We start from the raw sequence: 15,020 nt of genomic DNA, 5'->3' as shown, positions 1-15,020 counted from the left end.
ATAAAATAGTTTTATGAGGGCTTTTCATTGGAAAGCATGAAACATTTAAAGGAGGAAATTATGCAAGCAGTTGCACATTTTGTAGAAACATTCGTTCCAGAACATTACGAAGTGTTTTTGGATTTAAGTCGTAAAACCAAGACCTTTAGCGGTCGTGTGGTGATCACAGGTCAAGCCAAGGCGGACAAGATCTCGCTTCACCAAAAGGATTTGATCATCGAAACAGTAGAAGTAGCAGGTCAAGCCCGTCCATTTACGGTTGATAATGACAATGAAGCAGTCTATGTTGAATTGGAAGGAACAGGTCAAGTGACAGTTACTCTGACCTATTCTGGTAAGATCACAGACAATATGACAGGGATTTACCCATCTTACTACAGCATTGATGGCGTGAAGAAGGAAGTCCTCTCTACCCAGTTTGAGAGCCATTTTGCGCGTGAAGCTTTTCCAAGTGTGGACGAGCCTGAAGCCAAAGCAACTTTCGATCTTTCTGTGAAGTTTGACCAAGAAGAAGGAGAAATCGTTCTTTCTAACATGCCTGAAATCGATGTGGAAAACCGCAAAGAAACAGGTATTTGGAAGTTTGATACGACTCCACGTATGTCTTCTTATCTCTTGGCCTTTGCAGCTGGAGATCTTCAAGGAGTGACAGCTAAGACCAAGAATGGAACCCTAGTCGGTGTCTACTCTACCAAAGCTCACCCATTAGAAAACTTGGACTTCTCATTGGATATTGCCGTTCGTGCTATTGAATTTTATGAAGACTACTATGGCGTGAGGTATCCAATCCCTCAATCCCTTCATATCGCCCTTCCAGACTTCTCTTCAGGAGCGATGGAAAACTGGGGCTTGGTAACCTACCGTGAAGTCTACCTTCTAGTAGATGAAAACTCTACGGCCCAAAGCCGTCAAACAGTAGCCTTGGTGGTGGCTCACGAATTGGCTCACCAATGGTTCGGAAACCTCGTGACCATGAAATGGTGGGATGATCTCTGGTTGAATGAAAGCTTTGCCAATATGATGGAATATGTCAGCATGGATGCCATTGAACCAAGCTGGAATATCTTTGAAGACTTCCAAACAACTGGAGTGCCTGCTGCCTTGAAACGCGATGCTACAGATGGCGTTCAATCCGTCCATGTGGAAGTCAAACACCCTGATGAGATCAACACCCTCTTTGACCCAGCAATCGTTTACGCCAAGGGTAGCCGTCTCATGCACATGCTTCGCCGCTGGTTAGGCGATGATGCCTTCCGTAAAGGGTTGAAGATCTACTTTGAAAAACACCAATACGGCAATACTATCGGTCGTGACCTTTGGGATGCTCTTGGGCAAGCTTCAGGTCGTGATGTCGCAGCCTTTATGGATTCTTGGTTGGAGCAACCAGGATACCCTGTTGTTTCAGCTTCTGTGGAAAACGATACCTTGATCATCTGTCAAGAGCAGTTCTTCATCGGAGAAAGAGAAGAAAAAGGACGCAAGTGGGTTGTTCCGTTAAATAGCAACTGGACGGGTATTCCAGATACCTTGGAAACAGAAGTTTTAGAAATTCCAAACTACAGTGCCTTGAAAGCAGCTAACAGCGGAGCTCTTCGCTTCAATACAGAAAATACAGCTCACTATATCAGTGACTACCGTGGGGAATTGTTGGAAGACATCCTTGCTGACCTTGCTAGCTTGGATAGCACTTCAAAATTACAAGTGGTTCAAGAACGTCGTCTTTTAGCTGAAAGTGGTCAAATTTCTTATGCAAGCCTCTTGCCAGTGATTGAACACTTGACAGAAGAAAGTTCCTACTTGGTTGTTTCAGCTGTTTCGAGCGTCTTAGCTGGAATCAGTCTCTTTGTGGATGAAGGAACTGAAACAGAAGCTGCCTTCCATGAGTTGTTGAAACGCTTGAACCGTTACAACTTTGAACGCTTGGGTCTAGAAGCTAAGCCTGGTGAAACAGAAGAAGACGAAAAAGTTCGTCAGCTAATGATTGCTAATATGATCAAGGCCAATGATGAAGCTGCAAAAGCTCAAGCGAGCACTATCTTTGAAGCACATGCAGATGATTTGGAAAAACTTCCAGCTGCCATCCGCCTGCAAATCTTGGTCAACCAAATCAAGCACCTGGAAACCAAGGAGCTTAGCCAACAATACCTGGATACTTATGTTAAGACAGTAGATGGGAACTTTAAACGCCAGTTGGCGGCTGCACTTTCTTATACCAAGGATGAGGAAACTTTGGAAGCTCTATTGAAGGAGTGGAAGAACAAGGATGTGGTGAAACCTCAGGACTTGGCTATGAGTTGGTACTACAACTTCTTACACGATGACTTTACCCAAGGAAGAACTTGGACTTGGGCGCGTGAAAACTGGGATTGGGTCAAGAAAGCCCTCGGTGGTGATATGAGCTTTGATAAGTTTGTCATCTACCCAGCTAACTGTTTCAAGACCCGTGAACGCTTGAATGAATACAAGGCCTTCTTTGAGCCTCAATTGGATGATATGGCTATCAGCCGAAACATCAGCATGGGAATCAAGGAAATCGCAGCGCGTGTGGATTTGATTCAACGGGAAAAAGCAGCAGTAGAAGCCGCTATCCTTGCGACGAAATAAATGAAATAAATTTATAAAAGATGCTACAGAATTCATTCTGTAGCATCTTTTGTTTTTCAATGAATCATTTGTATTGGATATCAAAGGAGAAGGATCATTAGTTTATTGGACTTGGTAAGAGAATCTCCGTTCGATAGCGGCCATTTTCTTTGAAACGCTTGACAGTTCCTTGGTATTCTTGTACTAGAGCATCAACGTTTCGTAAGCCCCAACCATCTCTTTGACGTGTTTTACGAGTCTCTTGTTCTTGTTCATTAAAGGTATTGTTGATCGAAATAAATAGGTTTTGTTGAAAATAACGTATATTCAGAGCCAATGTTCTCTCCGATTTATCAGTTAATCGAAGACAGGCTGAAATACTATTATCTAAACAATTTCCTAAAATAACAGCTAGAATATCAGGCTGAATAGATAATTCTTGAGGGACAAAGCAGTCAATTTCCAATTCAATTTCATCTTCCACATCATGCAATTTTTGATTCAGTAAAAAATTAATTGTTGGATTTTTGGAGTAAAAGGTTTGTTTTCCTGAAATACTATCAGTTAACGAGTGAAGATACTCTCTAGCCTCATCAGGATTTTCTTCTAGAAGTGCCAACAGAGTTAAATGTTTATTTTTTAAGTCATGCCGAAGACTTTGCAATCGTTGGTATTCCTCTTGAGACTGTTGTGTTTCTCTTAATTGGAATTGAAGCTGTTCTTTATCTAATTTATTTTGATAATAAGCGTGCTGTTGTTGAGAAAGATGTAGGGTAAAATAAAGCGAGGAAAACGACAATACAATAAGAGACAAGAGTGAAATGACAGAAAGATAATCTGGTCCAAATACTTGCCCTTGAATAGCTGATACGGTAAAGGCGAAAATAATCGATAAAATCGGCACAATAAATAGATACAGCCAATTTCTTTTAGATGTTGCCATGCCTAACTTTTGATGTGTTCGGAATAACTGTCGAAGAACAAGTGTTATGACGGTTGAAAAAAGAAAACTAATGGCAAGGTAACCACTAATCAGTCCTAAATTTTTCGATACTTTTGACAGTGGAAGAAAAAGTTGGATAACTTGATTGAGGACAGCTCCTGCTAATAATGTCAGGCTTGTCTGTAAGAATATCCAAAAGGAAGAATCACGAAAGGAGTAGCCAAAATAGAGTCCTACAAGAGAGGATTCTACAATACTAAGGAGGAGATTGCTCACTAAAAAAACGCGACTTTCTAAAAATATAAACACAAAAGCCACATGAAGAAGAAAGCAACAACAAAGGAGTAAAAGTGTCTTTTTTGATTGTTTACTTTTGGATATTGACCTAAAAAATAAAACACTTGCCAGAAATAAGTCGAACAAGATACTAATGATCCGCAATCCTATTAGCATTAGAAATTCCTTTCACTGAGGTAGTTATAGTATTTTTCTTTAAAAGAAGACTGGAACTTACGACTAATTGGAAGTGAATGCTCCTCGGTTCCATTTAGCAAAATAGTCACTGTTTTCGCATCAAAATCTTTGATATATTTGGGATTTACAATATAAGAAGCATGAATTTGAATAAAATAATCAGGTAGTTTATCTAAAATGTCTTGAGTTTTCAGTAAGGACTTATAGGTATCTGCTAGCGTGTAAATAAAAACGGATCGCTTATCTTTCTCAAAATAGGTAATGTCACTTAAAGGAATAGAGTAACTTTGTTTTCCAAATGAGAAGTTAAAGATGATTTGTCCTAAATCTAGATAACGTAAAATTCTGTCTACTACCTTATTTAGTCTTTGAGGTTCAATTGGTTTTACTAAGTAATCAAAAGTCTGTACTTCAAAAACTTGTTCCATGTAATCACGATAGCTGGTCACAAAAATAATGGGGATAAAAGGATTGAACTGCCGAATTTCACGAGCAAGGTCAATTCCAGTAATTTGTGGCATATCAATATCCAAAAAGACACAATGAGTATCCCTTGTTAACTGCTCTAACATCTTTTGTGGATTGGTATATAGTTTTGTTTCTACAGGAACCTTGTCGTAAGAAAGTAAATACTGTTCTAACTGACTAGCATCTCTAGTTGAGTCATCACAAATAACGACGTTTAACATAAGTCTCCCTTATCAAATTGAGTTGGCTAATTATGACACTAAAATGGTAAATCATGACGTAAACCTTGGAAAGTCATATGTTTATTATACAATAATCTTATCAAAAATGAAGGAAGCTGGGAAAATCTTCTCAGTCTTGAGTGATGAGATGAAGACATTTGCGACACTGACTATTAGAGATTTGACAAAATCATTCGATAAGCAACATTTTGCTAATAATCATATTTCCTTAGAAATAGAAGCTGCTAAAATTACAGCTTTTTTAGGACACAATGGCGCTGGTAAGTCCACCCTCTTAAATCAAATGATTGGTTTTACCAAACCTGATCAAGGAGACGTTTGCTATGGAGATATTTCTTTTGTTCAAAATCGTAAACGAGCTCGCTCAATGATGAGCTATATGTCTCAACAGTATGCCCCACTTGAGAAATTGACGGTGGAACAAAACTTAGAAATGCTTGGAAGAATGAGAGGGTTAAACACCTTGGATTTGCAAAAAGAAATGGATCAGCTCTTAACCGAGTTAGAAATTAAGGAGTACCGGGAAAAACAAGGAAAGGACCTTTCAGGTGGTTTAAAGCGTCTGACCTCTTTTGCAATGGCTTTAATCGGATCTCCGACCATCATTCTTCTTGATGAGCCGACGAACGATGTTGATCCAATACGTCGTGAAAAACAATGGCAATTATTACAGAAGCTAGCGCATAAAGGTCATACCATTATTATTGTGACGCATAATCTCTTAGAAGTTGAAAAATATGCTGACAACTATGCTTTATTTAACCATGGGAAGTTAATCAAATCAGGACCAGTTCAGCAAATAACCTATCAAAAACAGTATCAAATATCTTTTGAGTTTAGGAATAAAGATAGCTTAGCTCTATTTCAAGATTACACCATTATCAACGGTTCGATCTGCCAGATTGAAATAGAAGAGAAGGAGTTAACGAGACTGCTACCAAAAATCACACAGGAATTGGATAGAAAGAATATTTTTAATCTGTCACTTGCTCAGAAAAACATGTCCATTTCAGATCTTTATAGAGAGGAGTTGACAAACTGATATGACTCAATTTATTTACTTACTTCGTTGGAACTATCTTCGTCAAAAAGATCTATTTCTACTCTTTACGCTAGCTCAGGTTCTATTATCTATTTCACTTCTTTTTGGTTATCCACTGGTGATAGGTAAAATTGATACGACAGCTGCCTACTATCTCTCTTCTGGTTCAGTTCTGATAGGAATTATTTCTATTGGCTGTACTATCTCATCACCTGTTATAGCAAATGCGAAGTCAGAAGGACATGTAGACTATGTACGAGCCCTTCCAATACCTCGAATTCTTATTTCCTTAGCAGATCTTTGGATGTGGATGATTGCTATTTTACCTGGAGTGTTCATTTCTGTTATACTGGGCTATTTTCGTTTTTCTGTCCGCCTAAATGTATCTGTTCTGGCTGTTTTCATCCTATTTATTATCTGTCTTACAATGATCAGTCTTGGATTTGCCATTGCGTATACTTTTTCTCCCAATATTGTCACGCTGATGTCTCAGTTGATTCTTATGATTGGTTTGATGTTTTCACCAATCATGTACCCTGCAAGTCGTCTTCCAGATTGGATAAACCATCTCTACCATGTTCTTCCATTTGTCCCTTCTGTCAACCTCTTACGAGCTTGCGTCTATGGCCATGACCGCATCTCATTGTTTGACTTCACTATTCTGATTATTTGGATTTTGCTAACACAGTTACTGATCTTGAGAGTTCTTTATAAGGAAAAATAAAGGAAGGAGGGTAGATAGAAGGTTCTTCTACGAAACAGTCATTCATTTAAAAGTAGTTCAATTGAAGAGATATTCCTACAACAAAAAGCAACAACTGTGTTCAGATGTTGCTTATTTTAGTATGTTCGTACCCTTTGTATCTTATTTGAAATACCAGTGGTGTTTGAGGCTAGCAAAAATAGCTTTGCTGGTGATCGTGATGATGATCAGTTTGATGAGGTCGGCAAGGATAAAGGGAGCAACGACCAAAGCAAATGCTTTTTGGATATCGGTATGCGTGACCAGCATAAAGCCGATAGCTCCAGCTACAAAGAGGAGAGCACTACTGAACAAATTAGCAAGGAAAATGGTCAGCACGCTGGATTTAGCATTTGTAAATAGAGACGTGATCCATGCTCGGAATGGGAAGAAGAGGAGAAAACCAGCAGTAGGGCCAAGGAAATGCGAAGCACCACTAGCACCACCTGCCAATACTGGGAAACCTAAGAAACCAAGAAGTAGGTAGAGGCAGACTGTGACAAAAGCATGACTGGGTTTATAGATGGTCCCGATAATCCCGATCATGAGCGTTTGCAGGGTTAAAGGAATTGGACCAAATGGAAGGGTAAATTGAGATAGGACGGAGATCATAGCTACTCCAATGGAGATGAGCACTAAAGGAAAGATTTTTTTCATAACAGTTAACCTCTATTTTATTTTATGGTAACTATTCTACAATATCGGTTTCATCCTGTCAATAGTCCCAGTCGTTTTAGGTTGTTTTAAGTAAAAATTTAGGCCTGTTTAAGACTTCTAAAGTATAATCGCCTTACTTAAAGGATCGAGCTCCCTTTAAAATTTAAAAGACAAGTACTTGTAAAAAAGATAAAAGGTAAAAAGATGAATCAAAAAGAAACAAAACAAGTAGTCGAAACGCAAGAATCCAAAGAAAAAATGGTCGTCCTCAAACGAAGTCCTAAGTGGTGGATCGGTATGGCAGCAGTTGGTGGCTTGTTGGTCGGTGCTGGAAGTGGCTTTGGGGTCGGTGTCATCGCCTCACAATCTTCCAATTCTCAACAATTTTCTCAACCGGTTCAAACGGGTCAGAACCAAGGTTCCAATCAGCAACAAAATAGTCAAAATGGCCATGCTACACAAGGAAACCAGCAAAATGGTGGCCCACAGGACGGCGGTCCTCAAGGTGGCCCGCAAGGAGGTGGACCTGGTCAAATGCCACAGGAAGGCAATGGTGGCCCTCAAGGCAATGGTCCAGAAAATAGCATGAACCAATCTGGCGGACAACAAGAAGGGAATCAGGATTCCTCTAACAAGTCCAACAAAAAGAAATCGAAGAATAAAAACAAGACGAGTGATAGTCAAAATAACAAAGAAAACACGACAAACTCATAAAAAAAGCCTTCCTCAGATAGACTGAATTTGATCATCAAACCAGGTTCTAAACTATAGGAAATGAAGGCAAGTCGTGTTATAATGGTTAAGAATAGATTAGAAAGACTCACTCATGAAAGAGAAGAGGATACGACGATGATTAAAATTCTATTGGTCGAAGATGACCTTGGTTTATCAAATTCAGTATTTGATTTTTTAGATGATTTTGCGGACGTTATGCAGGTCTTTGACGGAGAAGAAGGTCTTTACGAAGCAGAAAGCGGGATCTATGATTTGATTCTGCTGGATCTCATGCTTCCTGAAAAAGACGGCTTCCATGTCTTGAAAGAATTGCGTGAAAAAGGCGTGACAACACCTGTTTTAATCATGACAGCTAAAGAAAGTCTGGATGACAAAGGACACGGATTTGAGCTGGGGGCAGACGATTACCTCACCAAGCCTTTCTATCTTGAAGAGCTTAAGATGCGGATCCAAGCTCTCTTGAAGCGCTCAGGTAAGGTCAATGAAAACACCCTCAATTATGGCAATTTGAAGGTCAACTTATCTACCAATTCGACTTACGTGGACGATAAGGAAGTAGAACTTCTTGGGAAGGAATTTGATCTCTTGGTCTACTTCCTTCAAAACCAAAATGTCATCCTTCCAAAAACACAGATCTTTGATCGTCTCTGGGGCTTTGACAGTGACACAACTATCTCAGTGGTTGAAGTCTATGTTTCAAAAATCCGTAAGAAATTAAAAGGTACTGATTTTGTTGAGAGCTTGCAAACATTACGCAGTGTGGGGTATATCTTAAAAGATGCTAACAAGGATTAAGAAAACAGTCGGAGAAGATGACTTTTCTTACTTCATCCGATATTTTGGTCTCTTCACCTTGATATTCTCAGCCATGACCTTAATTATTATTCAGGTCATGCGCTCGAGTCTCTATACAACGGTCGATGAGAACCTCAGGACTCTCAGTCAGGATCCATACTCACTTGTAGCTATTGCTTATCGAGATCAGCGACAATCAACTAATAAAGATGATGATAACGATCATGGGATGATGTTACCTGACCATGACAAATCAGAACCTAAAGGAGATGTCACATCGAATACCACTGTTGTTTTGCTCAATAAAAAATATGAAAACTTGACAACTGGTAACGGGTTTCTAAACTTTAAAACAGTGACGTTTGGCCGAAAACTTCTCAATAAGGTTTCTCAGCTTCAAATTACCAATAGCTATGGGAAAAAAGAAAGTTATCGGGCCTATATGGCAGAGTTGAGTCTATCTGATGATGAAGATGAAAGTAATATCAAGTATGCGGTCATCATGACCAATATTAGTCAGCTAGAGCAGACCAGTGAGGAACATGAAAGCCAGATCGCTCTTGTCATGATTTGCTTCTGGGGAATCTCCTTGTTTGCGAGTCTCTTCCTTGCCCGTCTTAGCGTTAAGCCGCTGCTTGAGAGTATGCAAAAGCAAAAGTCTTTTGTAGAAAATGCTTCTCATGAGTTGCGGACGCCTCTAGCAGTCTTACAAAATCGCCTTGAAACGCTTTTTAGAAAGCCTGAAGCGACCATTATGGAATCGAGCGAGAGCATTGCATCTAGCTTAGATGAAGTTCGAAATATGAAGCTCTTGACCACCAACCTTCTCAATATCGCCCGAAGAGATGATGGCTTGAAGCCAGAGATGGAAGACATCGAACCAAGCTTTTTCGATCAGACCTTCTCGAATTTTGAGATCATTGCGGAAGAAAATGACAAAATCTTCCGAGGAGACAATCAGGTGGACAAAGTCATTTGTTCTGATAGAACGCTCCTCAAGCAATTGATGACCATTCTCTATGATAATGCCTTGAAATATACCGATGAAGATGGCGAGATCCAGTTTGAAGTTCAATTGAAGGACAAAAATCTACTTTTGAGGGTGCTGGATAATGGTCCAGGGATTCGTGATGAGGATAAGAAACGGATCTTTGATCGTTTTTACCGGGTCGACAAGGCCAGAACCCGTCAAAAAGGTGGATTTGGTTTGGGGTTATCCCTCGCTAAGCAGATTGTAGAAGCCTTCAAAGGGACCGTTCAAGTCAAAGATAATAAACCAAAAGGGACCATCTTTGAAGTGAAATTATCCGTCAAGACGGAAAGTCGTAAAAAGAATCGTTCATAATTTTTTAAAAATAGAAAAGAGGAATACCTATGAGTTCAAAAATGTTGCACACTTGCCTTCGTGTGGAAAACTTAGAAAAATCAATCGCTTTTTACCAAGATGCATTTGGTTTTGAAGAAAAACGTCGGAAAGATTTCCCAGACTACAAGTTTACTATCGTGTACTTAGGCCTGCCTGGAGATGACTATGAGTTAGAATTGACTTACAATTACGATCATGGTCCATATGTGATCGGAGACGGCTATGCTCACGTCGCATTGAGTACTCCTGATTTGGAAGGTTTGAATGCTGAACACAAGGCTAAAGGCTATGAAGTGACGGAACCAAAAGGTCTTCCAGGGACGCAACCGAATTACTATTTTGTTGTAGATCCAGATGGTTATAAGGTAGAAGTCATTCGCGAAAAATAAGAGGGACTAAAAATAAAGGGGCTGGGACAAAAGTCCTAGCCTCTCAATTGTTTTTGGATGTCGAGCAAGATGCAGTGGTTGAGTGGGCTCTAATACGCTGATTTCATCAGCTTTTACAGCCCTACTCAACTGTGCGGATGTGGGACGATGAAATCGAATTCTAACGAATTACCGATTTCTGTCCCACTCTCTCTTTTTTATGAAACCATTTACAAAAAAGGAATGTTTTTTCGAGAGAAATTTGCTATAATAAAGTTATGAGATTCAAACACACGAAAACTATTTTATTAATCATTATAAATCTCCTTTTTCTGAGTCTTTTGTATATCGGGTATCAAAAGATTCAAAGGCTTCGTGAACAAAAAGCCTATCAGGATCAGTTTGCCAAGGTCACCCAATTAGAGAAAAGCTCTGAAAAAGGAAAAGATGCCCAGGTTCAGGAAGGAATTTTAGGAACTTCTTATGTGACCGCTTTTTATCCTACTAAGGATGGACAGCCTGTTGAGATTATTAAAGAGAAGATCCAAGAAGACCTTCAGCGTCTAGGAACCGATGAAAAAACCAAAGAGCCTAAGCATCTGACCTTCTACCATAGTGAAGAAGCAGAAGCGCCTTTTGTTGGCTATCATCCTATCCAAATCAAACGGGCTGAATACCAGTACAAAAAAGGAAAATTCATTAAAGATGAGACGGTGAAGTTGCCCCTCTTTTACTTGGATGATGAGAGTAACCCTCTGACCCTCAGCCAGGTTTTTGCGGATCCAGATGGAGCCAAGCAGATCTTTTTGGAGGAATTACGAGGGAATCTATCCTTTCGTCAGCTGGATGAGGAAAGCATTGATCAAATGGTTGCCCACTTCTCAGAGTTGGACTTGAGCCAATGGGAATTCCAATATGAAAAAGGGAATTTCACCATTCCATTTCCAAGCAAGGTTAAAGGAGACGATACCTTTACTGTTCCCTTATCTAAATTCTATGACGTGATTGATACAGAGCGCTTGCTTCCTGATGATCTAGCTTCTTACCAATCCTATATTGAAGAACGCCATCGTAAGATGATTGCCTTGACCTTTGATGATGGACCGGATCCAACGACGACTCCTCAGGCACTGGCTATCTTGAAGAAATACAATGCAAAAGCTACCTTCTTTATGGTCGGAAAAAATGTCAGTGCGAATCCTGATATTGCTAAGCAAGTCCGCAAAGAAGGTCATCAAATCGGGAACCATACCTGGGATCACCCTCAATTGCCAAAATTGAGCTTGGATAATGCTAAAAAAGAGATCTTGGATACTCAAGAAGCTATTCAAAAAGCGACAGGCGTTCAAACTAAGATCACGCGCCCTCCGTATGGAGCCATCAATAACGCCATCCAATACAGTGTAGACCAGTCTTTCATCATGTGGGATGTGGATAGCCTGGATTGGAAAACTCATAATACGACGGCTATTCTCAATGAAGTGAAAAAAGAAGTCAAACCGGGTTCGATTATTCTCATGCATGATATCCATCAAACCACGATTGATGCTCTTCCGACCGTCCTTGACTACCTTAAATCACAAGGCTATACCTTTGTAACGGTAGATGAATTGTTGGATTATCAACTTGAAAGTCATCGCATTTATTACAATGGAAATTAACTAAAAAATCCTCTGCAGTAAATTTACTAGCAGAGGATTTTCTTATTCATTTAAAAATAGTTCGGAATTTTTTAAAACAAGTTCACGGACAGAAGCGTATTTTTTCAAGGATTTGAGTTCTTCTGGGTGGGTGATAAAGGTGATCACATAGCCATCACGCCCCATTCGACCTGTTCGACCGACACGGTGGGTATAGGTCTCTACGTCACGGGGGATATCGTAGTTAATCACACATTCAAGATGTTCAATATCGATTCCACGAGCGACCAAATCGGTGGCCAGTAAGAGAGTTAGCTGATGGTCTTTAAAGCGTTCCAGGATGACCTTGCGGTATTTGACATTGACATCACTAGCCAGCGACACGGCCTCAACACCCCGGTATTGTAGTTTTTCTTCAGCACTACCCAGATCAGATAGGCTGTTGAAAAAAGCCAGACCACGAAAATCTTCGACGTAGGCGAGTTTGCGGAGCAATTCGACCTTGTCACGCCGATCCACTTGCATATAAAAATGTTGGATATTGTCCAAAGAAACTCCATCAACCGTAATGCGAAGAGTATTTTCTTCTAGCTGATCTGGATCGACCTTGGCTGTGGCGCTCATGTAGATATGTTGGTGGTCGCGGGGAGCATAGTGGCTGATCTTGTCGACGAAGTGGTACTGAGAATCACTCAGTAATTGGTCAAATTCATCTAAAATGATGGTTTCCACATTCATCATTTTGATCTTTTTCAGCTTGATCAGTTCAAAGATCCGACCAGGCGTCCCAATTAGAATTTCAGGTCCTTTTTTGAGACGTTCGATTTGCCGTTTTTGACTGGATCCTGACAGGAAGAGTTGGGCCTGGAGCCCAAGAGGCTCTGCCCATTGCTTGGTGACATCAAAAATTTGTCCTGCTAACTCTGTATTAGGAGCTAGAATCAAGAGTTGTTGGGCTTTCTTCGGTTTGAGTTTGAGCAAGCTTGGAAAGAGGTAGGCAAGTGTCTTACCAGTACCGGTAGGACTGATCCCAAGGACATTTTCTCCTTCATAGATAGGGGTGAAGATTTGCTCTTGAATTTCAGTGAATGTATCAAATCCGAGTGTTTCTAGCTGATCTTTCCAGCTTTGTGGAAATTGTTCTTTCATTCTTTTTCATCCTTAAATTGTATTCCAGCGCTCTGACGCATCTGGTAGAGGGTTTCATGGACCTGCTCAGCCGTTTGTAACCATTCGAGATAATCAGCCTCCTTGTGACCAGCTATGGCATGGGCAAAGGCTTCCGCCTCTTCTTGCATGACATGACTACAAGGCGTGAGAGGAAGATCGATGACTTCACCAGAATGGCTGACAAATTGGGCCTGGTTGATAGCTGCTACAGCATTTAGAGTTAATGTTCCAGTCTTAGTATAGATTTCAGCAGGTAGATGGCTGGTGATATTTTTCCCCGCCTGAATGGCAACCTGAAACTCTGGATAGATCAAAACACCCTGACCATAGAGATCAACCGAATTGGGTAATTGCTGAGCGGTGTAGTGACTGGAGATTGGAGCTCCAAAGAAGCCAATGGCCAGGTAGAGGCAGTAGACACCCAGATCCATCAAGGCCCCACCTGCATAGACATCTGAGAAAATATTGGGTATCTCACCTGCTAGAAGAGCAGGCAATTTGGAAGAATATTTGGCAAAGGTAAAGTTGGCGCCTAGTATTTCCTGATTAGAGAGGAAGTCTTTAACCACTTGAAAGGCTGTTTCTTGGTAATTTCTAGCAGCTTCAAAGAGATAGACCTGGTGCTCCTTAGCAAGCTTGACCAGTTCCTTCCATTCAGAAGGCTTCGTCACAGCTGGTTTTTCAATGATGACATGCTTCTTTGCTAAAATAGCAAGCTTGGCCTGAGCGAAATGAAGAGAATTAGGGCTAGCAATGTAGACCACATCCAGCTCACTGTCTAAGAAGTCGATGACATCCGTGTAGCAAGAGATCACCCCATAAGGCTCACAAAAATCTTGAGCCGTCTTCATCTTTCTCGAATACACAGCCTGCAAGTGATAGTGGCCCGTCTGATGAGCAGCTGTAATAAATTCATGTGAAATCCAACTCGTACCAATAATTCCCAGCTTTAACATAAGGTGTCCTTCCGCAATCGATTCACTCTATTATACCATGAAAAGGGGGAGGGGACAGTATAAAGTAGAAAATATGCACTGATTATTGTATAATGAAGTGATATGCTTAGAAGGGAAAACAATAGGATTGAGAAATTCAGAATTATTGATCATTATTCCTGCTTATAATGAGAGTGGAAATATTGAAAAAACAATCAAGATGATTGAAGAACATACACCTGAATTTGATTATGTCATTATCAATGATTGTTCTACAGATCATACACTTGAAATTTGTCGCAATAACAACTTTAATGTTATCGATTTACCGATTAATTTAGGAATTGGTGGTGCTGTCCAAACTGGTTATCAATATGCAGTTAAAAATGGCTATCAATATGCTGTTCAAGTGGATGGAGATGGTCAGCATAATCCTGAATTTATCAGAAAGATGCTTCAAGTCCTTCAAGAGAAGAATGTGAACATGGTGATTGGCTCTCGTTTTATTGAAAATCAAGGTTTCCAATCCTCTTTCGCACGACGGATTGGAATTTCATTTTTTGAAAAATTAATTAAGATTTTAACCGGTCAAAAGGTAACAGATCCAACTTCTGGTTTACGAGTTGCTGACCGAAAAGTAATTGAGGAATTCGCCAAGCAATATCCAAGTGATTATCCAGAACCAGAGACGATTGTGTCCCTGTTAACCTCAGGCTATTCCGTTGCAGAAGTGCCTGTATTAATGAACGAACGAGAACACGGAGAATCATCGATTACATTCAGTAAGTCTGTTTACTATATGATCAAAGTGACAATGGCAATGCTATTGGCTAGAATTGGTGGAGGATATAAGAAATAAC

14 protein-coding genes are annotated in these 15,020 nt (G+C 40.2%); 9 read left to right on the top strand and 5 right to left on the bottom strand.

Annotated elements, in window-relative coordinates:
- Positions 1–60: 60 nt before the first annotated feature.
- Positions 61–2,604: a M1 family metallopeptidase gene (locus tag HMPREF3002_RS08215; RefSeq protein ID WP_070666127.1), complete on the top strand. Its 2,544-nt coding sequence runs from the start codon at positions 61–63 to the stop codon at positions 2,602–2,604.
- 97 nt (positions 2,605–2,701) lie between these two features.
- Here HMPREF3002_RS08215 and HMPREF3002_RS08210 read toward each other — a convergent pair whose 3' ends face one another.
- Entirely contained in the window at positions 2,702–3,979 is a 1,278-nt protein-coding gene (locus HMPREF3002_RS08210) for a sensor histidine kinase (protein WP_003003397.1), read from the bottom strand.
- A complete protein-coding gene (locus tag HMPREF3002_RS08205; RefSeq protein WP_070666125.1) occupies positions 3,979–4,689 on the bottom strand; it encodes a LytR/AlgR family response regulator transcription factor in 711 nt (236 codons plus the stop codon). The genes HMPREF3002_RS08210 and HMPREF3002_RS08205 overlap by 1 nt, the downstream gene beginning before the upstream one ends.
- Before the next feature lie 106 nt (positions 4,690–4,795).
- On the opposite strand from HMPREF3002_RS08205, the gene HMPREF3002_RS08200 reads away from it, so the two are divergent.
- Entirely contained in the window at positions 4,796–5,752 is a 957-nt protein-coding gene (locus HMPREF3002_RS08200; RefSeq protein ID WP_070666122.1) for an ABC transporter ATP-binding protein, read from the top strand.
- Between the two features lies 1 nt (position 5,753).
- On the top strand, positions 5,754–6,476 hold the full coding sequence (locus HMPREF3002_RS08195) for an ABC transporter permease (protein WP_070666120.1): 723 nt from the start codon (positions 5,754–5,756) through the stop codon (positions 6,474–6,476).
- A 141-nt stretch (positions 6,477–6,617) separates the two neighbouring features.
- On the opposite strand, the gene HMPREF3002_RS08190 is transcribed toward HMPREF3002_RS08195, so the two are convergent.
- The gene (locus HMPREF3002_RS08190) at positions 6,618–7,151 is read right to left on the bottom strand and encodes a biotin transporter BioY (protein WP_070666117.1); all 534 of its coding nucleotides are present in this window, start codon (positions 7,149–7,151) and stop codon (positions 6,618–6,620) included.
- Positions 7,152–7,355: 204 nt separating this feature from the next.
- Here HMPREF3002_RS08190 and HMPREF3002_RS08185 point away from each other — a divergent pair, with 204 nt between their 5' ends.
- From HMPREF3002_RS08185 to HMPREF3002_RS08165, 5 genes are all read left to right on the top strand, one after another.
- A complete protein-coding gene (locus HMPREF3002_RS08185; protein WP_070666114.1) occupies positions 7,356–7,865 on the top strand; it encodes a hypothetical protein in 510 nt (169 codons plus the stop codon).
- Positions 7,866–8,000: 135 nt separating this feature from the next.
- Positions 8,001–8,681, top strand: a complete 681-nt coding sequence (locus tag HMPREF3002_RS08180; RefSeq protein ID WP_003003305.1) for a response regulator transcription factor — start codon at positions 8,001–8,003, stop codon at positions 8,679–8,681.
- Complete coding sequence (locus tag HMPREF3002_RS08175; RefSeq protein ID WP_070666112.1) at positions 8,665–10,026, top strand: sensor histidine kinase; 1,362 nt, start codon at positions 8,665–8,667, stop codon at positions 10,024–10,026. Before HMPREF3002_RS08180 ends, HMPREF3002_RS08175 begins: the two co-directional genes overlap by 17 nt.
- A gap of 29 nt (positions 10,027–10,055) precedes the next feature.
- Positions 10,056–10,436 (top strand): lactoylglutathione lyase, encoded by a 381-nt coding sequence (locus HMPREF3002_RS08170; RefSeq protein ID WP_023917784.1) that lies wholly within the window; start codon positions 10,056–10,058, stop codon positions 10,434–10,436.
- Between the two features lie 257 nt (positions 10,437–10,693).
- Complete coding sequence (locus tag HMPREF3002_RS08165; protein WP_070666109.1) at positions 10,694–12,076, top strand: polysaccharide deacetylase family protein; 1,383 nt, start codon at positions 10,694–10,696, stop codon at positions 12,074–12,076.
- 42 nt (positions 12,077–12,118) lie between these two features.
- Here the strand turns inward: HMPREF3002_RS08165 and HMPREF3002_RS08160 are convergent, their stop codons facing one another.
- Together HMPREF3002_RS08160 and HMPREF3002_RS08155 are read right to left on the bottom strand one after the other, a co-directional pair.
- Positions 12,119–13,204, bottom strand: coding sequence for a DEAD/DEAH box helicase (locus tag HMPREF3002_RS08160; protein ID WP_070666106.1), 1,086 nt, complete (start codon positions 13,202–13,204; stop codon positions 12,119–12,121).
- Positions 13,201–14,181 (bottom strand): Gfo/Idh/MocA family protein, encoded by a 981-nt coding sequence (locus HMPREF3002_RS08155; RefSeq protein ID WP_070666103.1) that lies wholly within the window; start codon positions 14,179–14,181, stop codon positions 13,201–13,203. Before HMPREF3002_RS08155 ends, HMPREF3002_RS08160 begins: the two co-directional genes overlap by 4 nt.
- A 127-nt stretch (positions 14,182–14,308) precedes the next feature.
- On the opposite strand from HMPREF3002_RS08155, the gene HMPREF3002_RS08150 reads away from it, so the two are divergent.
- Complete coding sequence (locus HMPREF3002_RS08150) at positions 14,309–15,019, top strand: glycosyltransferase family 2 protein (RefSeq protein WP_049472007.1); 711 nt, start codon at positions 14,309–14,311, stop codon at positions 15,017–15,019.
- Position 15,020: the final 1 nt, after the last annotated feature.

The sequence above is a fragment of the Streptococcus sp. HMSC065E03 genome, from assembly GCF_001815045.1.
GTDB lineage: Bacteria > Bacillota > Bacilli > Lactobacillales > Streptococcaceae > Streptococcus > Streptococcus parasanguinis_AD.
The sequence above is the reverse complement of the archived record's forward strand: the minus strand, read 5'-3'. Positions and strand labels throughout refer to the sequence as shown.